The organism is Hymenobacter siberiensis (assembly GCF_018967845.1).
In the GTDB taxonomy this organism is placed as follows: domain Bacteria; phylum Bacteroidota; class Bacteroidia; order Cytophagales; family Hymenobacteraceae; genus Hymenobacter; species Hymenobacter siberiensis.
In genome coordinates this window covers 2,382,970-2,403,340 of the sequence record NZ_JAHLZZ010000001.1, presented here as the reverse complement: position 1 = coordinate 2,403,340, position 20,371 = coordinate 2,382,970, and the positions used below count along the sequence as shown (strand labels likewise).

Here is a 20,371-nt window from a genome sequence, read left to right as displayed (position 1 = left end):
GCACCAAGCGGCCGCTTTCTGCGTTTTATTCACACGGACCACCGGTGGTCCCTTAGCGCTAATCAACATGAAAACGCTCCAATTCAAAACCAACATCAACTGCGGCGGCTGCATCAAATCCGTGACGCCCACCCTCAATCAGGAAGCCGGCGCTGGCAACTGGCAGATCGATACCACCAACCCCGACAAGATTCTTACGGTCACCTCCGATAAGCTCACGGCCGAGCAGGTGGTGCAGGCTGTGGAGAAGGCCGGTTTCCGGATTCAGGCGGCCTAAGGCTTGGCCTCATGCTTAAAAACGCCCGGTATTGCCGGGCGTTTTTGGTTGGCGGCGGTACCGTCCCTGCATCACTATTGAGCATTCGTAATCCAGACAGCTGGCCTCATGAAGCATGACAAAGCTCATGCATTGGGGCCGCATCTGTCATGGCCTTGCTTCCAGCTCCGGCAGACCTTTGCTGGCGCTGTTTCGCGCCGGCTTCACCTCCGGCACAGGTGGTCCGGTTGCCCGGTCCCTTACCCATAATAGGCTTACCAACAATCATTCCCCCCCTCTAATGAAAAAGCTCTCCTATCTCCTGAGCGCCCTCTTATTCGCTGGCCTGACCAGTACATCTCAGGCCCAGACGACCCCGAAGGCCGCCCACCATGCCCATTCCGCCACCAAGTCGATGGCTAAGGACGGCTGTATGATGAAAGACGGCAAAATGATGATGATGAAAGGCGGCAAGATGATGCCCATGACCGCCGACATGACCATGGCCGATGGTACCATGTGCATGACCGATGGCACCTGCAAGATGAAGGATGGCACCACCATGAAGATGAAAGACGGCCAGTGCATGATGATGGACGGCAAGATGAAATCGATGGACGAGATGAAGAAGTCCGGTATAATGAAAGACGGAAAAATGAAAGGCGGAAAGATGGACAACATGAAAATGTAAGCGCCCCGCCCCGCCATCACAACCGGACCGGGTGCAGGAAGAGGCCGCCAGATTTGGCGGGCCACCCGCTACTACCCGTACTCCAGTCAGCGCCCATGCGCTACCAGCGCGGCCGGCAGGGCGACAACCTGGTGCAGTACACGCCCACCCTCGAATTGGGCATTTTCCGCAATACCCAGCTGGCCGTGTCCGTGCCCATCTACTCCGGCAACGGCGACCGGGCGGGCAGCGGCAACGTGCAGGTTGGGGGCCTCTACAAATTCAACACCGAAGGCAAGTTCCTGCCCGCCGTGGCCCTTGCCGGCGCCCTCACGCTGCCCACCGGCCTGCGCAGCGAAGGCACCGACTACAACGGCCGCTTCATCCTCACCAAAAGTCTGTTCGGCACCCTCAACCGCCTGCATCTCAACGTGGCCTACTTCCACAACAGCCAGCCCGGCGTGCAGGCCGAAGCCGGCCAGCTGAAAGAGGAGCGTCTTGACCGCTACGCGTTGCTGGTGGGCTACTCCACACGCATCGCGCCGCAGCCGTCGCTGGTCGTGGATTTCGATTTCGTGCGCGAGCAGCGCCGCTTCCGGGGCGAAATGGGGTCGTCGCTGGAAGCTGGCATTCGCCGCCAGATGAACCCGCGGCTCGTCCTCAGCCTCGGCGCAGCGGCCGGGCTGGGTACCGATACCGACAAGTTTACGGCCACCTTGGACTTCCAGCACGCGTTCTAATCATGGGTGGCCGATTGAAGGGCGATTATTCAGCTTAATCCTTTTATTTTTAGCATGAACCTTACCCGTCAATCCCTGCTGCTGTGGTGGGGCCTCACCGTTACAGTGGCCTACCTGCTCACCGAATACTTTGGTCATACCCTGGAACATGGGCACGATGCCGTGCTCTGGACCTGGGCCGGGGCTATGCTCATACCCGTGGTTATGTCGCTGCTGCTGGGCAGCCGGGCCAACGCCCTGGTCTGGGTGTGGGCCGGGGCCACAGTCCTGGCCGTGGTCGAAAACTTCTGGGTTCACGCCGCCGAAGCCAAGGCGCTGATGCCCTTTAGCTTTCATACGCTGTGGTTCCTGTTTGGCGCGGCGGGCTTTGCCTACACGGCCGCCGTGGCCGAGGGCAGCTCCCGCAAGCGGCTGTACGCAGGGGCCGCGCTGCTCAACCTAATGGGTGCCGGGCTGCTGCTCGTTAATCACGATTTTCTAAAAGGGTATCAGTTCATTCTGCTGGCCCTGATTCAGGGAGTACCCATGCTGCTGGACGTGCCGCTGCGGCGGCAGCACGAAGCGCAGGCAGGGTAGTGGCCTGGTCGGGTTGGGTTTTCCTGCGTAGTTCTTACTTACTCCTTTCTTCTCGCTGATGGCGAACCGACTCATCTACGCTCCCGACCTGCTGGCTTCCCTGCGCTGGTACGTTGACGTGCTTGACCTGCCGGCCGAGGCCGTGCAGGCGGAGCCCCCAGCGCTTCGGCTGCCCGGCTCCGATACGCTGGTGTTTTCCGAACAGGCCCGGCCGGGGGCGCACGTACTTCCGGTGGCGTCGGTTGCCGCCGCCCGGCAGCAGTTTAAGTACCGCCCGTTGGTGCCGGGCGAAAACAAGGGGCGAATAGTGGCCGCCGGCCCGGGCCACCTCTCCCTGATTGACCCGGCCAACAACCAGCTCACGCTCCAGGAGCGGGGCAACGGTGAACTACTTCCTGAGTTTATAGTCTGTTAGTTAAGATGTTAGACTTGTTCCTCAATAAGAAATCGGTGGTTTTCCAAGCCATATTTATCGCCAGAAACGAGGGCTGCTCAAAGAATCCAAGGATACAAGCTTGGCCAAACCAAAAAGACTATTCAGGCATCATAATCGGCTAAAATCTTTGACCATTTCTTATTCAGGAACAAGTCTATTCTCTTCCTGCTAACCCGTTTATTCCCATGGAGCAATCCCTACCCACCACCAGCCAACCAACAACCCCTCAAGAAGAGCATAAGGAGGCTAAAGAGCGTAGTGCGCCGTCCAGCAAAATCATCCACGAAGCCATTCTAAGAGAAGGACATGAGGAATTGGCCCGCACGTCGGGCGCGCTGTTCTGGTCGGGGCTGGCCGCAGGCCTGTCGATGGGCCTGTCGATGATAGCTCAGGGGGTGATGACACATTACCTGCCTGATTCGCCCTGGCGCCCGCTGGTGGCTAGCCTGGGCTACAGTCTGGGCTTCCTGGTTGTGGTACTGGGGCGGCAGCAGCTGTTCACTGAAAACACGCTCACCCCGATTCTGCCGCTGCTGGAACGGCCTACCTGGCGCAACCTGCGGAACGTGCTGCGGCTGTGGGGCGTGGTGCTGGTGGCCAACTTGCTGGGCTGCCTGACCCTGGCTCTGGTCGTAGAGAATACCGGCACGTTCGAGCCCGCTATCCGGGCCGAGTTTACCCACATGGGGCACGAGGTGCTGGCTCCTAGCTTCGGCATTGTGATGATACGCGGCATTTTTGCCGGCTGGATGATTGCCCTGATGGTGTGGATATTGCCTTTTGCCGGCACGGGCCGCATCTGGGTGATTATCCTTATCACGTACGTCGTAGGCATCTGCCACTTCAGCCACGTCATTGCTGGGACAATAGAGGTGTTCACGTTGGCCGCGACGGGTGAGGTATCCTGGGGGCAAGCACTGGTCGGCTTCACGGTGCCGGCGCTGCTGGGCAATATTCTGGGCGGGGTGCTGCTGGTAGCCGGCCTCAACCACGCGCAGGTAGTCGCCAATGAACCCAAAGGCAACGCTGCTTAATAGCCAGGACAGGCTATCTGAGCACGACTATTTCAAACGGATGCAACTTGCTCCTGGCCCGACTGAAAAGGGAGCGGGCGGCGCAGTAAGAAGCTGGCACCGGCTGGTGGACCTTTCTGCGCAAGCGTCATAGCCAGTGAATTGTGCCGGGGGATGTTTACAAATTATGCAACTTTCTGAACCGAATTCTGTAAATCCCTCCCCGGCCGGCTTCCGTACCTTTGGGGGCGGCAACTTATCCCGCAAACTCGCTGTTTTACTGTCTTGAAGCGCCTCCTCAGTCTGTTCCTACTTGTGAGCTACCTGCTGTCCAGCCCTGGGTTGGTGTACAGCATGCACTTCTGTGGGTCAGCGGTAACTGGGGTATCAATGGCCTTGCCAGCACATTCTTGCTGCTGCCCGCTGCCTAAAAAGCCCACCGGCTGCTGCCACGACCAAAAGCTGAGTAGCACCCTCAAAGATGTGAAGCTTACTACCGCGCAGCTCAAGCTGCCGGTGCTCGTGGCGGTGCCGGCGCCGCCCGCGTTGCGTCTGGCCTACCGCCTGCCGGCCCCCACCTACCCGGCCGATGCGCCGGCCACGCCGCTGCGGGCCACTGCCGCCCCGCCGCCCGCCTGCCCTGCTTACGTGCGGGGCCACGCCTTCCTGATTTAGTTTTGGGTGTTGCTTGGTGCCCCCGGCCGTTCGGCCGTGGGGCTTTCGCGCGTACGGCTGTTTTTGAGAACGTCATGCCCATCTGGCGGCTGAGTGCAGTCGAAGCATCTCTATCGCGTAAGTAAGCAATGCTGGTAACAACGAAGCAGTAGAGATGCTTCGACAAGTTCAGCATGACGTGCTGACGAAATCCTGAACAGCCTCCTCAACTACCAGCTACTAATCAAATGATTGAGCGACTTATTTCCTTATCCCTGCGCAACCGGGGCGTGGTGCTGCTGCTATCGGCCGGGCTGCTGGTGTGGGGTGTTTTCTCCATCCGGGCCAGCAAGATTGACGCGATTCCCGACCTGTCCGAAAACCAGGTGATTGTGTTTACCGAGTGGGCCGGGCGCGGGCCGCAGATTATTGAGGACCAAGTGACTTACCCACTCGTGACCAACCTGCAGGGGCTGGCCCAGGTGAAGGCCGTGCGCGCCGCCTCCATGTTCGGCATGAGTTTCGTGTACGTCATTTTCAACGACAATACCGACATCTACTGGGCTCGGGAGCGGGTGCTGGAGCGCCTCAACTATGCCCAGCGCCTGCTACCGGCCGGCCTCACGCCCACCCTTGGCCCCGATGGCACGGGCGTGGGCCACGTGCTGTGGTACACCCTGAACGCCCCCAAGCTCGACCTGGGCGAGCAGCGCGCCCTGCAGGACTGGTACGTGAAATTCGGCCTGCAAACTGTGCCCGGTGTGAGCGAAGTAGCCAGCTTCGGCGGCTTCCAGCCCGAGTACCAGGTGACCGTGGACCCCACCAAGCTCACCTACTATAATGTGAGCCTGCCGCAGGTGCTGGCGGCCGTGCGCCAGAATAATAACGAGGCCGGCGGGCGCAAATTCGAGCAGGGCGGCACGGGCTACATCATCAAAACCAACGGCTATATCCAGGATGTGGCCACCCTGGAAAACGTGCCGGTACTCACCCGCCCCAACGGCGTGCCCCTGCGCCTACGCGACCTGGGCACGGTGCAGATGACCGGCGAAGCCCGCCTCGGCATCTTCGACCACAACGGCCAGGGCGAGGCCGTGGGCGGCATCGTGGTGATGCGCTACGGCGAAAACGCCGACGAGGTAATCACCCGCGTGAAGGCCAAAATGACCGAGGTAGCCAAGGGCCTGCCCGCCGGCGTGTCGTTCAACATCGTGTACGACCGCAGCGGGCTGATTGAGGAATCAGTGGCCAACATCAAGCACACGCTGCTCGAAGAAATGGCCGTGGTGTCGCTGGTGGTGCTGGTATTTCTCTTCCACTGGCGCAGCGCCCTGAGCATCCTGCTCCAGATTCCGATTACCATCGCCGCGAGCTTCATCCTGCTTAACGCCTTTGATATTTCGTCTAACATCATGTCGCTGACTGGCATCGCCCTGGCCATTGGGGTGATTGTGGACAACGGCATTGTGATGGCCGAGAATGCCTACCGTAACCTGGCCCTGCACCAGGCGGCCGAGGAAGCGGCGGCGGGCGGGCCGCCGGGTATTAATAAGAACGTCATGCCGAGCGCAGCCGAAGCATCTCGCGTGCAGTAGTAATCCAATCGGCGCTACCGGGCGCCTCACCCCCCGGCCCCCTCTCTTTTTCGGAGAGGGGGCCGGGGGGTGAGGCGAACCGTTGAACAATTAAAACTACTCAAACCCATGACCAACGAAGAACGCCTCGCCATTATCGAGAAATCCAGCCAGCAGGTGTCGCGGGGCATTTTCTTCTCCACGATTATCATCGTGGCGTCGTTTCTGCCGGTTTTTCTGCTCACCGGGCAGGAGGGCAAGCTGTTTCATCCGCTGGCCTATACCAAGACGTTTATTCTGCTCATTGATGCCGTGCTGGCCGTGACGCTGGCCCCGGTGCTGCTGTCCTTTTTCATGAAGGGCAAGTTCAAAACCGAGGAGCAAAACCCCATCAACCGGGGGCTGGAGCGGGTGTACGCGCCGCTGATAAACTGGTGCCTGACCTGGCGCAAAACCACCATCGGTATTAACCTGGCGCTGCTGGCCATCAGCATTCCGCTGCTGCTGAGCCTAGGCACCGAGTTTATGCCGCCGCTCGATGAGGGCTCGATTCTGTTCATGCCCATCACCCAGCCCGACGTGTCGAATACCGAGGTGAAGCGCATTTTGCAGGTGCAGGACCGCATCATCATGCAGGTGCCCGAGGTGAAGGGCGTGCTGGGCAAGGCCGGCCGGGCCAGCACCGCTACCGACAACGCCCCGCTGAGCATGATTGAAACCATCATCCAGCTCAAGCCCCGCAGCGAGTGGCGGGCCGGCATGACCAAGGCCAAGCTGATTGAGGAGCTGAACGGCAAGCTGCAAATCCCTGGCGTGGTGAACGGCTGGACCCAGCCCATCATCAACCGCATCAACATGCTGAGCACCGGCATTCGCACCGACGTAGGCGTGAAAGTGTATGGCCAGCAGCTCGATACCATTTACCGGGTATCGCAGCAGGTGCGGGCGGCGCTGAAAGGCGTGCCCGGCGTGGAGGACCTGTACGTGGACCCCATCACGGGCGGCAAGTACCTGCAAATCGACCTCAACCGCCCCCAGCTGGCCCGCTATGGCCTCACGGTGGACCAGGTGAACGAGGTGGTGGAAATGGCCATCGGGGGCGCGCCCGTGGCCAGCACCGTGGAGGGCCGGCGGCGCTTCGCCATCGGCGTGCGCCTGGCCGAGGACTTCCGCAACAGCCTGCCCGCGCTGGGCCGCATCCCCATCCAGACCACCGCCTACGGCCCGGTGCCGCTCTCGGCCGTGGCCAGCCTGCGCTTCGAAAATGGCCCGCCCATGATTAACTCCGAAAACGCCCAGCTGCGCGGCGCGGTGCTCTTCAACGTGCGGGGCCGCGACCTGGGCGGCACCGTGAGCGAGGCCATGAAAAAGGTGCAGGCCGTGCAGGGCAAGCTACCTGCCGGCTACTACCTGGAATGGAGCGGGCAGTACGAAAATCTCATCAGCTCGCAGCGCACCCTGCTTTTTATTCTGCCCATCGTGCTGGTAGTGATTTTCGGCTGCCTGTATTTCGCATTCCACTCGGTACGCGAGGCACTGTTGAGCCTGGTTACCATTCCCTTCGCCCTCATCGGTGGGGCCTACATGGTGTATTTCTACGGCGTGCACCTCTCCGTGGCAGTGGCCGTGGGCTTCATTGCCCTGTTCGGGCTGGCTGTGGAAACGGGCGTTATCATGGTCATTTACCTCAACGACGCCATGCAGCAGCTGGTGGCCCGCAAGGGCAATTCGAGCGAGACTATCACGAAGGAAGATTTGCGCGAGGCCGTTTTCCATGGGGCGGCCAAGCGCTTGCGCCCCAAGCTGATGACCGTGTCGGTGGCGCTATTCGGGTTGGTGCCGGTGCTCTGGGCCACGGGCACGGGCTCCGATGTGATGCTGCCCATCGTGCTGCCCATGATTGGGGGCGTATTCACTTCCTCGACCCACATTCTGCTGGTCACGCCGCTGATTTTTTTGATGACCAAGGAATACGAGCTGCGCAAGTTCGGCAAGCTGGACGTGCTGGCGGTGACGCATTAACGACCGTTCAACGGTTCGCCTCACGAGACCCCTCCGGGGCCGGCCCCCTCTCCTTTTCGGAGAGGGGGAGGCAAACGACTAAGAGAGAAATAAAAGAACTAAATGAATACTCAAATACACCCATGCCGCCTCGGCTCCCCCTCTCCTTTTCGGAAAGAGGGCCGGCCCCGAAGGGGTCTCGTGAGGCGTACCGTTGAACGAGCATGAAATACCCCCTGAAACTCCTGCTACTGTTACTCCTGGCCCTCCCGGCCCGCGCCCAGCAGCCCCGGCTGCCGCTCGACTCGGTGCTGCACGCCATCCAGACCCGCAACCCCGCCCTGCGCCAGTACGACGCCCGCGCCCGCGCCAAAGACGCCGCCGTGGCCGGGGCAACCACCTGGGAGCCGCCCAAAATCAGCGCCGGCTACTGGATGACGCCCTACAACCAGCGGCCCATCAAGGAGATGAACAACGGCCAGGGCATGGGCATGCAGATGGTGTCGGTGGAGCAGCAGCTGCCAAACCCGGCCAAGCAGCGCGCCAAACGCGACTACCTGGCCAGCCAGGCCGCCGTGGAGCAGGCCGACCAGACCGCCAGCTTCAACGAGCTGCGCGCCCGGGCCCGCACGCTGTATTACGGCCGGGCAGTGCTGGAAAAGAAGCTGAAAGTGCTGGATGAGAGCGACGTGCTACTCGATTTCCTGCTGAAGATTGCCCAGGCCCGCTACCCGTATAACCAGACTACGCTGGCCAGCATCTACCAGGTGCAGGCCCGGGTGGCCCAGCACGGCAACGACCATGCCCGCCTCTACGGCCAGCTGCGCCAGCACACCATCGGCCTCAACACCCTGATGGCCCGCAACCCCGAAAATGAGTTCGCCGTGGACACCCTGCTGCCGACCTCATTCGCCGGCCCGTACCCCGATACCGCCGCCCTGGCCGCCCGCCGTTCCGACGTGCGCCGCCTCGACCGCACCTTGGCCGTGGTGCGCCTCAGCCAGCAGGTGGAAGCCAGTCGCCGCCGCCCCGATTTTGGGGTGCGCTACGACCACATGAACGGCATCGGCAACACCCCCAACCAGTTTTCGGTGATGGGCATGGTTACGCTGCCCTTCGCGCCGTGGTCGGCCCGCGAGTATAAGGCCAACACCGCCGCCCTGGGCTACGAGGCGCAGGCGGTGCAGCAGCAGCGCGCCAGCCTGCTCAACGACGCGGCCGGCCGCATCACCACCCTGCAATCAGACCTGCGGGTGCAGCGCGAGCAGCTGCTCAACTACGAGCAGGGCGTGCTGCCCGCCCTGCGCAAAACCTACCAGGTCACGCTGCTGGCCTATCAGCAAAACACCGCCCAGCTGCCCGCCGTGGTCGAAGCCCTCGATGCCTGGCTTATGGCCCGCCTGCAGTACCTCGATACCCAGTATGAACTGATGACCCTTCACGTACGCTATGACCAGGAACTTGAGCAATAGCCCCCGCCGCCGCCGCTACTGGCCCGCCCGGCTGCTGGCCCCGCTACTGGCGCTCCTGCTGCTGGCCGGCTGCCACGGCCAGGCCCACGGCCCCGAGTCGCAGGCCCCCGCCCAGCCAGTGACCAGCTCGGCGGCCATGCAGTACACCTGCCCCATGCACCCCCAGATTGTGCGCGACGCCCCCGGCCAGTGCCCCATCTGCGGTATGGACCTGGTGCCCAAGGTACTCGACAACGCGGCTGCTGCCGCCGCCGCTCCCACCGATCTGGGCCCGGTGAGCCAAGCTCCCAACGCCGCCGTGCTGGCGGCCGTGGCCACGATACGCCCCGTGGCCGAGGGCGCGGCGGCCGATACCCTCACCCTGCCGGGCGTGGTAGACTACGACCCGCGCCGCAGCCGGGCGGTAGCGGCCCGCTTCGGTGGCCGCATCGAGCAGCTGGCGGTGCGCTTTAACTACCAGCCCGTGCGGCGGGGCCAGAAGCTGCTTGAGCTCTACAGCCCCGAGCTGGTAACGGCCGAGCAGGAGCTGATTTTCGTGCTGGAAAACGACGCTGACAATGCGCCGCTGGTAGCCGGGGCCCGGCAGAAACTGCGCCTGTTGGGTCTCACCGACCAGCAGCTCGCAGCCCTGACCCGTACCCGTCGGGCCAGCTACCGGGTAGCCATTTTCAGTCCCTACGATGGCTACGTGGTAGAAACCCTGGCCGCCACCGCGCCGGCCAACGGTGCCGCCGCTACCGGAGGCATGAGCGCCAGCCCCGAACCGGGCATGAGTGCCGGCGCGCCCAGCGCTGCGGCGGGTAGTTCGGCTGCCGACCCGGCGCAGCCCCAGTCGCTCACCCTCCGGGAAGGAGCCTACGTGAGCACCGGCCAGACGCTGTTTCAGGTAGTGAATACCGACCAGGTGTGGGGCATATTTCAGCCCACCCCGGCCGAGCTGGGCCAGTTGCGGCCCGGCCAGACGCTGCGCGTGGTGGCCGAAGGCACCAACCTGCCGCCCCGCATCGCGCGACTCGATTTGGTGGAGCCTGAGTTCCGCTCCGAGGCCAGCGTAGCGGCTGTGCGGGTGTACCTGCCCAACCCACAGGGCCGGCTGCGGCGCGGCCAGCGCCTGACCGGGCACCTGGTGCCTACCGCCGCGCCGGCCGGAGCTGGGAGCTTCTGGCTGCCCCGCGCCGCCGTGGTGGACCTGGGTACCCGGCAGGTGGCCTTCGTGCGGCGCGGGGCCACGTTCGTGCCGGTGGCCGTGCAGGTGGGCCAGCGCACCGCCGGCCAGGTTCAGGTGCTGCGCGGCCTCACCGGCTCCGAAGAAGTGGCCACCAATGGCCAGTATCTGATTGATAGTGAAGGCTTCATTCAAACCTCCGCCAACGCTGCTAACCCGCCCGCCCATGACTAAGCTCCTCCCAAAAAAGCCCTGGCAAACCCGCTGGCGGCCGTGGCTGATGCTGCTGCTGGCCGGGCTCCTGCTCGGTGCGTCAGCCTGCCAGAAGGCCAAGCCTGACCCTGAAAAAACTGCTGAGTCAGCGGCCTATTACACCTGCCCGATGCACCCGCAAATCCACGCCGATGAGCCGGGGGACTGCCCCATCTGCCATATGCACCTGGTGGCGGTGCAGCCGCCCGCCGCCCAAAAGAAGCCGGCGGCGGCCTCGGCCGTGTACACCTGCCCCATGCACCCGCAGGTGCGCGAAAAGCAGCCCGGCAGCTGCCCCATCTGCGGCATGGACCTCGTGAAGACGTCGAGCCGCCCGGCCATCAGCCAGCTGCCGGATACCGATTTGGCTACCAACGACCTCATCCTCACGGCCCAGCAGCTGGCGCTGGGCAATATCCAGGTGCAGACGTTGGGTTCCGGCCCGGCTTCCACCGCTGGCATCGATAAAACCGAAATGCCCGCGCCCCAGGCCGTGCTGACCGGTACTGTCACGGCCAATGCCCGGCGCACCGAAAGCATCAGCAGCCGGGTGGCGGGCCGCGTCGAGAGGCTCTACGTGCGCCAGACCGGGCAGCTGCTGCGGCGCGGTGCCCCGCTGTTTGCGGTGTATAGCGAGGAGCTGCAAATCCTGCAGCGCGAATACCTGCTGGCGCTGGCCCAGGACCTGCTGGTGGCCGAGCCCACCTACCGCCACTTCGCCGAAGCCACCGCCCAGAAGCTGCGGCTGCTGGGCGTATCGGGCGCGCAACTGCGGCAGCTGGCCCAAACCGGCAAGCCCAGCCCCCTGGTCACCTACTACAGCCCCCGCACCGGCACGGTGCAAACCCTGGATGTGGTGCAGGGCCAGTACGTGGCCGAGGGCTCTCCCCTCCTCACCCTCACGGACCTGAGCAGCGTGTGGGTGGAAGCGCAGCTCTATCCGGCCGAGGCCAACCGGCTGCCCCTGGGCCAGACGGTGGCCGTGCAGGTAGCTGGCCAGGCCAACCCCGTGCGGGGCAAAGTCGTGTTCCTAAGTCCCGAGCTGAGTGGCAGCAGCCAGCTCACGCTGGCCCGCATCGAGGTGCCCAACTCCGCCGGCCGCCTCCAGCCCGGTGCCCAGGCCAACGTGCTGGTCAACAGCCTTCCATCGGCCCATACTACCCGCCCCGAGGCGTCGGTTGCCGCTGCTGCGGAGACGATGCTTCGCGTGCCGCCGGCCGCCATTATCCACAACGGGGCCGTGAGCTACGTATGGAAGCAAACCGGCGAGCGGCAGTTTCGGCGGGTACGGGTGCGCCTGGGCGAGGGCACGGCCACGGCGGTGCCGGTGCTGGCGGGCCTGCAGGCCGGCGACGCGGTGGTAACCACCGGGGCCTACCTGCTGGAAAGCGAGTTCACCCTGCGCCAGGGAGCCGACGATGACCACATGAGCGGCATGGCGATGTAAGGTCTCAACCAACTACTTCAACCCCGTTTCGGGCTGCGGCTCAGCCCCAATTTTTTCCGTTTTTTGCTTAGTCCCATGAACAAGTTCCTCACCTACACCCTGGCCCTGGCCAGCCTCACCTTCGCCACCAGCTGCTCCGATAAAAACCAGAACCATATGGAAACCGGCAACCAAAATCATATGGAAAACGGGGCCATGAACGGAACCACCATGATGGCCGACAGTACTGCCACGCCTGCTGGCACGGCCACAGTCTACACCTGCCCCATGCACCCCGAAGTAGTAGCCAGCCAGCCCGGCCAGTGCCCAAAATGCGGCATGGACCTGGTGGTAAAAAAGTAGCCGCTGGCCTGGATAACACCAGCTCAGGAAGCAAATTGGCATAATTGCCTACTCGCGTCGTGGCCTGACTCATTACTGACCCGATGGTTAACGGGATTTTTTTAATGCATTTCCAATGTGTGCCAGTAAGGATGTCCGGCTACTTCGGGCATTCCTGCTGGCACATATAGGTTGCCGGCGGGTGGATACCCGGTACCTTACCCGCTGCTTATGGGCCGCCGCCAAGCCGGTTTGCCACCAGGCGGCACGGCCCTCCCGGTTCCCCTCGCACACCCGCCTCAGCGAGCAGCGGGACTACAATCCTCCGGCGATGGCCCAAAATGGAGTGGTGCGATGACTTTTTGGTCGTTGTATTGCCAAACTCTCGTGCCATTGCCGTGTTCACCAGCAGTGAGTGGTACGACGCTGTCCGGCGGGCAGCTCGTTGCACCACCCGGTTCTGCCTCCGCTGCCAATTATTCCGAGCCGCCTTCGGAGGCTTTCGAAAGCCAGAATTCGGTTTACCCCTCAATACCTTGTGTGGCAAAAGGGCGAGGCAATTCTGCCGGCAGGCTTCCTGAAAAAGTGGTGGAAACAGGGATTATCCGAAACCCGGCCAATTGGCCATTGCCCCCACCAACCCCGGTGCCGCCGCCGCATGTTGGTAGCACTGATGCGACACCCAGCCATAGGTTTCTTAACGAGCCAGCCGGACATTTTTATTGAATCGCGACCTTTGCGCGTAAAATTTATCCCCTTGAAAAAAGAATCACTGATAGCCCCAGCTACCCTACCGGTCATTATTATTGGTGCCGGCCTGGCAGGACTCACGGCGGCCCGGGCACTGCACGCGGCCGGCCGCCCGGTACTGGTCCTCGAAGGCCGGGACCGGGTGGGGGGCCGCACCCTGGCCGTGCCCGCGCTGCCCGGCTCGTCGGAAGCGGAAGGCCTGGACCTGGGTGCCACCTGGGGGTGGTCGCACCACCCCTACCTGCTCGGTTTGTGCCAGCAGCTGGGCCTGCAGCCCTTCGTGCAGCCCAGCGCCGGCGCTACGGCCCACGAAACCGCCGCCGGCACGCACCACCTGCCGCACCATCCATCCGGCTCAACGGGCTACCTGCGCCTGCCGGGAGGAACGGTGGCGCTTTGCCGCACGCTGGCCCGGCAGCTGCCGACGGGCAGCCTGCTGCTCAATGCGCGGGTAACGCAACTGCACGCCCCGGTAGGCAGCGCGGAAGTCGTGGTCGAGGCCCAGCACGCCGGGGTCGCGCGCACTTACCGGGGTTCGGCCGTCATCGTGGCGCTGCCCCCGCGCCTGGCGGCGCATAGCCTGCACTTTACGCCGGACTTGCCGGCGGCGCTGCAACAGACGCTGCGGGAAGTGCCCACCTGGATGGCCTATTCCATGAAGGCGGTGGCCGTGTATGCCACGCCCTTCTGGCGGGCCGACGGCTGGTCCGGTTACGGGGCCAGCCAGCTGGGGCCGCTGGGGGAAATTCACGACGCCTCCCCTGCTACCGGTCCGCTGGGGGCTTTATTCGGATTTTTCGCGCCGTTGCATCCGCTGCGGAATGCGCCGCTCGCGCAACGGCAGGCAGCCGTGGTGCAGCAGTTGGGCCGGTTGTTTGGCCCTGCCGCCCTACAGCCGCTGGCCTACCACGAGCTGGACTGGAGCCAGGAACCGCTGACCAGTATCCCCGGCGATGAGCAGTTCCCCGACCAGATTCCCCTGCAGGGGCCGGCCCAGCTGCGCCAGCCCTACTGGGATAATCGGCTCTACTGGGCCGGGGCCGAAACATCTACCAGCGAATGGGGCCGGCTAGATGGGGCCATTGAGTCCGGGCAATGGGCAGCAACGCAGTTGCTGGGCAACTTGTAGGAGCCCTCTCAGGAAACAAAAAAAACCCGCTCTAAGCAGCCACGTGGGCTACCAAACCCGAGCTACTGCCCCGCCGCTTTCCCAGCGGCGGGGCTTTTTCGTGCCTCTAAAAACAAAATCCTACCTTCGCCCCACGTAATTCCCCATCCCACCCAACCCCCATTTTATGTCCACTCTCCACGACCATGCCCACATCGGCGGCCAGCAGCTGCGCCCCGAAAGCCTCATGATGAGCTACGGCTACACCCCCGCCTGGAGCGAGGGAGCCATCAAGCCGCCCATTTTCCAGACCTCCACCTTCGTTTTCAAGAATGCCGAGGAAGGCAAAGCCTTCTTCGAACTCGCCTACGGCCTGCGCCAGCAGGGCCCCGACGAGGAAATGGGCCTCATCTACTCCCGCCTCAACAATCCCAGCCTGGAGATTCTGGAGCACCGCCTCTGCCTCTGGGACGAAGCCGACGAAGCCGCCAGCTTCGCCAGCGGCATGGCTGCCATCAGCACCACGCTGCTGGCCCTGCTGCAGCCCGGCGATGTGGTGCTACACTCCGAGCCCGTGTACGGCGGCTCTGATTTCTTTCTGAAAAACGTGCTGCGTAAATTCGGGATTGAGGCCGTGGGTTTCCGCCCCACCGACACGCCGGCGCAAATGGCAGCCCGCGCCGCTGCCATTGCCCCCGGCCGCCTGGCCATGATTTTCGTGGAAACGCCCGCCAACCCCACCAATCACCTCGTCGACCTCGAAGCCTGCGCCGCCCTGGCCCGTCAGTATTCCACCGACGAAAAACCCGTGCGTCTCGTCGTTGACAATACCTTTCTGGGCCCAGTTTTCCAGCATCCGCTAAAGCACGGGGCCGATGTGGTGCTCTATTCGGCCACCAAGTTCCTGGGCGGGCACTCCGACCTGATTGCCGGCGCGGCCCTGGCCAGTAAGCCGCTCATGAAGGAAATCAAGGCCATGCGCACCTTCATGGGCACCATGTGCGACCCCAACACCGGCTGGATGCTCATGCGCTCGCTCGAAACCCTGAAGCTGCGCATGGAGCGCGCCGCCCAATCAGCCCAGCTCATTGCCGACTGGCTCCGCACCCACCCGCTGGTGGAACGCACCTACTACCTCACCCACCTCGAGCACTGCCCCGCCCAGCAGGACATCTACCAGCGCCACTGCCTCTCGCCCGGCTCCATGATTTCCTTCGACATCAAGGGCGGCGAGGCCGAAGCCTTCCGCTTCCTCAATACCCTGAAGCTCATTAAGCTGGCCGTAAGCCTCGGCGGTACCGAAAGCCTCGCCGAGCACCCCGGTACCATGACGCACTCCGACATCACCCTCGAAGAGCAGCACGAAATGGGCATCACCCCCCAGATGATTCGCCTGAGCATCGGCGTAGAAGACCCGCAGGACTTGATGCTCGATTTGAGTCAGGCATTTGAGGCCGTGGGAATGGTGAAGGAGCGGGAAATGGAGATGGCATAGCCATGATGCCGCTGGCGCGAGTTTAGCGCAGCGTAACTCGCGCCTTGCCAAGATGGGGAGGCAGCGCCCCCCCCCCTGCCGCGCCAGCGGCAATGCGGCGCTGCTCAATTAGAGCGGTATGTTGTTCTATGCGAGGCGCAGCCTCGCCCAGATTATCGGCACGATTTACGCTCCGCTAAACTCGCGCCAGTGAAGGTGCTATTTATACGAAACGCTTTCCAGCAAATACTACAAACCAATAGCCCGGCCGCATTGCTGCAGCCGGGCTATTTTCTTTTCAACATTCTTAAAACTACCGGACCCTGACGGCAATCTCAACCCGCCGGTTGGCCTTTCGGCCGGCGGCAGTTTCATTGGTCGCCACGGGCTTCTGCTCGCCGAAGCTTTCGGTGCTCACTTTATCGTCGGGCAATTTGCCGGATTCAACCAGGTATTTTTTTACGGCATCGGCCCGGTCGTGTCCCAGTTGCAGGTTGTAGGTGGCATCGCCGCGCGAGTCGGCGAAGCCCATTACCCGCACGTTCTTATTGGCGAAGCGCTGGCCGATGGAAGCAACGATTTCGTCCAAAGTGGCCGCCGCCGTTGGTTTCAGCATGGACTTGTCGAAGTCAAACAGCACCGTTTCATCTACCGAATACACCTCAAAATCCGCATCGCCGGTCACGGTCACCGACTTTTGCTTGATTTCGGGAAGGGTCTGAGTTACTAAAACGTTCTTGGTCCTATCGAAAGAACGTTCGAGCGCCTCGGCCGCCGACTGGTTGTTGCGGTATACCACCGCCGTGTCGACTGTTGCCTCGTGGGGCTGGTCCAGCGTAGAGGGCTTGCTCAAATTGTCGCAGCCCACCAGGGCAACGGTGGCCGCCGCCAACAGGGAAAGGAAAGTAGTTTTCATAGTCAGAAAGGTTGAGATTAATTATTGCTTACGAGTAGCAAGCCGTTAAAGTTGGCTACCACCTCCCAACCGATGCAAACCCAAAAGAGCCTGCCGCTGAGAAGCGGCAGGCTCTTTTTTTTAGCGCGAACGTTGTAGTTCGCGTGGTAGAACGACAATCGTTGGAAATGCGCGGGGACGCGGACTAAAAGTCCGCGCTACTGCTTACTGCCCTAGCACGATGGCAAACACCAGCGGCGCGACAATGGTAGCGTCGCTTTCGATGATGAATTTGGGCGTGTCCTGGCCCAGCTTGCCCCAGGTGATTTTCTCGTTCGGCACGGCGCCGGAGTAGCTGCCGTAGCTGGTGGTGGAGTCCGAAATCTGGCAGAAATAGCCCCACAGCGGTACGCTGGTGCGGCCCAGGTCCTGGTGCAGCATGGGCACCACGCAGATGGGGAAGTCGCCGGCAATGCCGCCGCCAATCTGGAAGAAGCCTACTTTGCTCTCGTTGGTAGCTTGCTGGGTGTACCAGTCGGCCAGGTAAATCATGTACTGAATGCCCGTACGCATGGTGTGCACGTTCTTGATATCGCCCGTGATGACGTGGCCGGCGTAGATGTTGCCGAGCGTGCTGTCTTCCCAACCGGGGCAGATGATGGGCAGGTTTTTCTCGGCGGCGGCCAGCATCCAGCTGTCTTTGGGGTCAATCTGGTAGTACTGCTCCAGCTCGCCGCTCAGCAGAATCTGGTAGAAGAATTCGTGGGGGAAATACGCTTTACCTTCGCTTTCGGCCTTCTCCCAGAACTTCAATACCACATGCTCGAGGCGGCGCATAGCCTCTTCCTCGGGAATGCAGGTATCTGTCACGCGGTTCATGTGGCGCTCCAGCAGGGCCTGCTCGTCGGCGGGCGTGAGGTCGCGATAGTTGGGCACCCGTTCGTAGAAATCGTGGGCCACGAGGTTGAAGATGTCCTCCTCCAGGTTGGCGCCGGTACAACTGATAATCTGCACTTTATCCTGACGAATCAGCTCGGCCAGCTGAATACCCATTTCGGCGGTGCTCATGGCTCCGGCCAGGGTAATCATCATTTTGCCGCCTTCAGCGAGGTGCTTGTTGTAGCCATCGGCCGCGTCGATGAGGGCAGCGGCGTTGAAGTGGCGGTAATGGTGACGGAGAAAATTGGAAACTTGCATTTGGGGGGATTTTGGGTGTTAAAACAACGATAAAAGAACGTCATGCAGAGCGCAGCGAAGCATCTTTACCTCGATAGTAAACCAATCGATTGAGTTAGTACCGAGGTAAAGATGCTTCGCTGCGCTCTGCATGACGTTCATACGTCCGGCCTACGACGGCGACTCAATCATCAAATTATGATTGGTATAGATGCAGATATCAGCCGCGATGTGCAGGCCTTCTTCCACCATCTGGCGAGCCGTCAAATGCGGCGCATGCTTCTTCAGAGCCAGCGCGGCGGCTTGGGCATACATCGCCCCGCTGCCGATGGCGGCCACGTCGGAGTCGGGCTCCAGTACGTCGCCGGTGCCGCTTAGGATGAGTAATTCGTCCTTATCGGCCACCACCATCATGGCTTCGAGCTTGCGCAGGTACTGGTCCTTACGCCAGTCCTTGGCCAGCTCGATGGCGGCGCGCTTGAGGTTGCCGCTGTAGCTGGTGAGCTTCTCCTCGAAGCGGTCGAGCAGCATGAAGGCATCGGCGGTGGAACCGGCAAAACCGGTCACGACTTTGCCATCAAGCAGCTTGCGGATTTTGCGGACGTTATTCTTGGCCACGTGCTTGTCCATGGTGGCCTGCCCGTCGGCCCCAACGGCGATTTCGCCGTTGTGCCGGATGCCGAGCACGGTAGTAGAGCGGATTTTTGCTTGCATAAGGCCGCAAAAATACAACGGCTGAGGCCAGCGGCACCGCTGCAAGAAAAAGAACGTCGTGCTATTATTAGTCTGCTCTCTCCTTCCCTACTACTTGCTCACCCGGAACTGCAGCTTGGCGAACAGGAAGCGGCCGTTGCTACCCATTTGCACGGCATCCCAGGCACCGCCGTTCTCGGTGGCTTGCGGGTTGAAGAAGTTGGGGTACACGTTGAACAGGTTCGACGAGCCCACCGAGAGGCGCAGCTGGTTGGTGAGGGCGTATGACAGGGCCACATCGGTGGTGAGGCGGTCGCGGTAGGGGTTCGGGTCGCCGTTGTAGTCGTAGAGCAGCACATGGCCGAACTGCACCAGCCGCACCAGTGCGCCAAAGCGGCCCACGTTGTAATCGAAGGTCAGGTTGATTTTATACGGCGGGGCCGAGGCTTTCACGAAGGCTTGCTCACGCTGGCCGAAGAATGTTTCTTCCTTACCGGCCAGCAGCGGAGTGGTTTTGGCCTGGCCTACGATGAGCAGGCGGTTGGCGTTGGCGGCCAGTGTGGTCGTGAGGCGGCCCGCCCCCACCCCAATGGTGTTAGCCAGCACCACATCGAGGCCCCAGGTATCGGTCGAAACGGCGTTGGCGAAGAACTGGGCCTGGCCCACGTTCAGGCCTTGCAGAATAGAGCCAATCTGCGGGTCGTCGTCGGCAAAAGTGCCGGTGAGCACGATGCGGTCCTTAATGTGGATGTAATAGCCGTCCACCGTGAAGCTCAGCACCGAGCCGGCGCGGCCCGTGAAGCCCACGCTGGCCGACTGCGACCGCTCCTGCGTGAGGGCCGGAATGCCCAATGCCTTCGACACCGGCCCATTGTTCCGGTCGAGCAGAATATCGACCGGCTTGCCACCCACCACGTTGGTAAACACCGTGTTGAAATTAATCTGCGCCAGCGAAGGTGCCCGAAAGCCCGAGCTCAAAGTGCCGCGCAGCGAGAAGCTCTCGCTGAACTTGTAGCGCGTAGCCAGCTTGCCCGTGAAGCTGCTCCCGAAGTCGGAGTAGTTCTCGAAACGGCCCGCCGCCGCCACCAAGAAAGCCTTGGTCACGTCCAACTCAGCATCGGCGTACACGCCCACATTGCTGCGGCTGGCCTTCAGCTCGTTGCGGGGCTGGAAGCCGGGAAAGCCCTGTGAGCCGCCCGGCCGGTCGTTCAGCGCGCCGGGGTATTTACGGTACGAGCCTTCCTCGCCGGCAAACAGCGCGTACCACTCGCGGCGGTATTCACTGCCGATGGCTACGTTCAGGCCTTGGAGCACAGTTTTGTAGTTGCGGCTCAGGTTCAGGTTCACCACGTTCTGCTGGAGCTGAAAGCCCCCGGCATCAAATGTGGTGGGCGAGGCTGCGCCCAGCGTGGCGTTCAGTGTGTTCGTCAGGCCGTAGTGGAAGCGGTTCGAGCCGAAGCCCTCGCTCAAATCCACGTCGAAGCCGCCGAAAGTACCGCGCAGGCCCACTGCGCCGTGGGCATCGGTGAGGTCGCTGGTGATGATGGGGTCGAAACCGTTGGGATAGAGCGTTGCGTTGCTGCGCGGATTCGGGATGGGGTTGCCGTTATCGTCCGTCACCGTCGGGAAACGGGTGTAGGCGTAGGCTACTCTACCCTACTAAAAATCGGGCATAAAAACGGGAAGGTTCGACCTTTG

The 20,371-nt window shown here is 62.1% G+C and carries 18 protein-coding genes and 1 pseudogene; 15 read left to right on the top strand and 4 right to left on the bottom strand.

All coding sequences use genetic code 11. The features are described from left to right. Positions 1 to 67 precede the first annotated feature (67 nt). From KQ661_RS10390 to KQ661_RS10320, 15 genes are all read left to right on the top strand, one after another. Entirely contained in the window at positions 68 to 277 is a 210-nt protein-coding gene (locus tag KQ661_RS10390) for a heavy-metal-associated domain-containing protein (RefSeq protein ID WP_216686371.1), read from the top strand. A 280-nt stretch (positions 278 to 557) separates the two neighbouring features. Beyond that, complete coding sequence (locus KQ661_RS10385) at positions 558 to 947, top strand: DUF6799 domain-containing protein (protein ID WP_216686370.1); 390 nt, start codon at positions 558 to 560, stop codon at positions 945 to 947. A gap of 95 nt (positions 948 to 1,042) precedes the next feature. Next, positions 1,043 to 1,666, top strand: coding sequence for a hypothetical protein (locus KQ661_RS10380; RefSeq protein WP_216686369.1), 624 nt, complete (start codon positions 1,043 to 1,045; stop codon positions 1,664 to 1,666). A 54-nt stretch (positions 1,667 to 1,720) separates the two neighbouring features. Further along, positions 1,721 to 2,242, top strand: coding sequence for a hypothetical protein (locus KQ661_RS10375; protein WP_216686368.1), 522 nt, complete (start codon positions 1,721 to 1,723; stop codon positions 2,240 to 2,242). 58 nt (positions 2,243 to 2,300) lie between these two features. After that, a complete protein-coding gene (locus tag KQ661_RS10370) occupies positions 2,301 to 2,657 on the top strand; it encodes a hypothetical protein (RefSeq protein WP_216680548.1) in 357 nt (118 codons plus the stop codon). A gap of 206 nt (positions 2,658 to 2,863) precedes the next feature. Beyond that, positions 2,864 to 3,712, top strand: a complete 849-nt coding sequence (locus KQ661_RS10365) for a formate/nitrite transporter family protein (RefSeq protein WP_216686367.1) — start codon at positions 2,864 to 2,866, stop codon at positions 3,710 to 3,712. Between the two features lie 264 nt (positions 3,713 to 3,976). Then, positions 3,977 to 4,366, top strand: a complete 390-nt coding sequence (locus tag KQ661_RS23260) for an HYC_CC_PP family protein (protein ID WP_455551013.1) — start codon at positions 3,977 to 3,979, stop codon at positions 4,364 to 4,366. A 227-nt stretch (positions 4,367 to 4,593) separates the two neighbouring features. Further along, positions 4,594 to 5,940: an efflux RND transporter permease subunit gene (locus KQ661_RS10355; protein WP_226929979.1), complete on the top strand. Its 1,347-nt coding sequence runs from the start codon at positions 4,594 to 4,596 to the stop codon at positions 5,938 to 5,940. A 108-nt stretch (positions 5,941 to 6,048) separates the two neighbouring features. Beyond that, on the top strand, positions 6,049 to 7,941 hold the full coding sequence (locus KQ661_RS10350; protein WP_216680545.1) for an efflux RND transporter permease subunit: 1,893 nt from the start codon (positions 6,049 to 6,051) through the stop codon (positions 7,939 to 7,941). 203 nt (positions 7,942 to 8,144) lie between these two features. Beyond that, positions 8,145 to 9,392 carry a TolC family protein gene (locus tag KQ661_RS10345; protein ID WP_216680544.1) on the top strand — a complete coding sequence of 416 codons (1,248 nt, stop codon included), beginning with the start codon at positions 8,145 to 8,147 and terminating at the stop codon, positions 9,390 to 9,392. After that, positions 9,370 to 10,791 (top strand): efflux RND transporter periplasmic adaptor subunit, encoded by a 1,422-nt coding sequence (locus KQ661_RS10340; RefSeq protein WP_216686366.1) that lies wholly within the window; start codon positions 9,370 to 9,372, stop codon positions 10,789 to 10,791. Before KQ661_RS10345 ends, KQ661_RS10340 begins: the two co-directional genes overlap by 23 nt. Continuing rightward, positions 10,784 to 12,256 (top strand): efflux RND transporter periplasmic adaptor subunit, encoded by a 1,473-nt coding sequence (locus KQ661_RS10335; protein ID WP_216686365.1) that lies wholly within the window; start codon positions 10,784 to 10,786, stop codon positions 12,254 to 12,256. Before KQ661_RS10340 ends, KQ661_RS10335 begins: the two co-directional genes overlap by 8 nt. Positions 12,257 to 12,331: 75 nt before the next feature. Then, positions 12,332 to 12,598 carry a heavy metal-binding domain-containing protein gene (locus KQ661_RS10330; protein ID WP_216690826.1) on the top strand — a complete coding sequence of 89 codons (267 nt, stop codon included), beginning with the start codon at positions 12,332 to 12,334 and terminating at the stop codon, positions 12,596 to 12,598. A 736-nt stretch (positions 12,599 to 13,334) separates the two neighbouring features. Then, positions 13,335 to 14,456 (top strand): flavin monoamine oxidase family protein, encoded by a 1,122-nt coding sequence (locus KQ661_RS10325; protein ID WP_269808174.1) that lies wholly within the window; start codon positions 13,335 to 13,337, stop codon positions 14,454 to 14,456. 166 nt (positions 14,457 to 14,622) lie between these two features. Further along, a complete protein-coding gene (locus KQ661_RS10320; RefSeq protein ID WP_216686364.1) occupies positions 14,623 to 15,930 on the top strand; it encodes a cystathionine gamma-synthase family protein in 1,308 nt (435 codons plus the stop codon). 292 nt (positions 15,931 to 16,222) lie between these two features. Here KQ661_RS10320 and KQ661_RS10315 read toward each other — a convergent pair whose 3' ends face one another. The 4 genes and pseudogenes from KQ661_RS10315 to KQ661_RS10300 form a co-directional block, all read right to left on the bottom strand. Next, complete coding sequence (locus tag KQ661_RS10315; protein ID WP_216686363.1) at positions 16,223 to 16,825, bottom strand: OmpA family protein; 603 nt, start codon at positions 16,823 to 16,825, stop codon at positions 16,223 to 16,225. Positions 16,826 to 17,029: 204 nt separating this feature from the next. Further along, positions 17,030 to 18,001 carry a deoxyhypusine synthase family protein gene (locus KQ661_RS10310; RefSeq protein ID WP_216686362.1) on the bottom strand — a complete coding sequence of 324 codons (972 nt, stop codon included), beginning with the start codon at positions 17,999 to 18,001 and terminating at the stop codon, positions 17,030 to 17,032. A 150-nt stretch (positions 18,002 to 18,151) separates the two neighbouring features. Further along, entirely contained in the window at positions 18,152 to 18,694 is a 543-nt protein-coding gene (gene hslV, locus KQ661_RS10305) for an ATP-dependent protease subunit HslV (RefSeq protein ID WP_168673457.1), read from the bottom strand. Positions 18,695 to 18,784: 90 nt separating this feature from the next. Next, a pseudogene (locus KQ661_RS10300) lies at positions 18,785 to 20,308 on the bottom strand (TonB-dependent receptor plug domain-containing protein); the annotation flags it as partial. Between the last annotated feature and the right edge of the window lie 63 nt (positions 20,309 to 20,371).

What these genes read in the sequence shown, in the direction of transcription:
- KQ661_RS10390 (WP_216686371.1), top strand. Translation starts at nt 68, where the DNA reads ATGAAAACGCTCCAATTCAAAACCAACATCAACTGCGGCGGCTGCATC.
- KQ661_RS10385 (WP_216686370.1), top strand. Translation starts at nt 558, where the DNA reads ATGAAAAAGCTCTCCTATCTCCTGAGCGCCCTCTTATTCGCTGGCCTG.
- KQ661_RS10380 (WP_216686369.1), top strand. Translation starts at nt 1,043, where the DNA reads ATGCGCTACCAGCGCGGCCGGCAGGGCGACAACCTGGTGCAGTACACG.
- KQ661_RS10375 (WP_216686368.1), top strand. Translation starts at nt 1,721, where the DNA reads ATGAACCTTACCCGTCAATCCCTGCTGCTGTGGTGGGGCCTCACCGTT.
- KQ661_RS10370 (WP_216680548.1), top strand. Translation starts at nt 2,301, where the DNA reads ATGGCGAACCGACTCATCTACGCTCCCGACCTGCTGGCTTCCCTGCGC.
- KQ661_RS10365 (WP_216686367.1), top strand. Translation starts at nt 2,864, where the DNA reads ATGGAGCAATCCCTACCCACCACCAGCCAACCAACAACCCCTCAAGAA.
- KQ661_RS10355 (WP_226929979.1), top strand. Translation starts at nt 4,594, where the DNA reads ATGATTGAGCGACTTATTTCCTTATCCCTGCGCAACCGGGGCGTGGTG.
- KQ661_RS10350 (WP_216680545.1), top strand. Translation starts at nt 6,049, where the DNA reads ATGACCAACGAAGAACGCCTCGCCATTATCGAGAAATCCAGCCAGCAG.
- KQ661_RS10345 (WP_216680544.1), top strand. Translation starts at nt 8,145, where the DNA reads ATGAAATACCCCCTGAAACTCCTGCTACTGTTACTCCTGGCCCTCCCG.
- KQ661_RS10340 (WP_216686366.1), top strand. Translation starts at nt 9,370, where the DNA reads ATGACCAGGAACTTGAGCAATAGCCCCCGCCGCCGCCGCTACTGGCCC.
- KQ661_RS10335 (WP_216686365.1), top strand. Translation starts at nt 10,784, where the DNA reads ATGACTAAGCTCCTCCCAAAAAAGCCCTGGCAAACCCGCTGGCGGCCG.
- KQ661_RS10330 (WP_216690826.1), top strand. Translation starts at nt 12,332, where the DNA reads ATGAACAAGTTCCTCACCTACACCCTGGCCCTGGCCAGCCTCACCTTC.
- KQ661_RS10320 (WP_216686364.1), top strand. Translation starts at nt 14,623, where the DNA reads ATGTCCACTCTCCACGACCATGCCCACATCGGCGGCCAGCAGCTGCGC.
- KQ661_RS10315 (WP_216686363.1), bottom strand. Translation starts at nt 16,825, where the DNA reads ATGAAAACTACTTTCCTTTCCCTGTTGGCGGCGGCCACCGTTGCCCTG.
- KQ661_RS10310 (WP_216686362.1), bottom strand. Translation starts at nt 18,001, where the DNA reads ATGCAAGTTTCCAATTTTCTCCGTCACCATTACCGCCACTTCAACGCC.
- hslV (WP_168673457.1), bottom strand. Translation starts at nt 18,694, where the DNA reads ATGCAAGCAAAAATCCGCTCTACTACCGTGCTCGGCATCCGGCACAAC.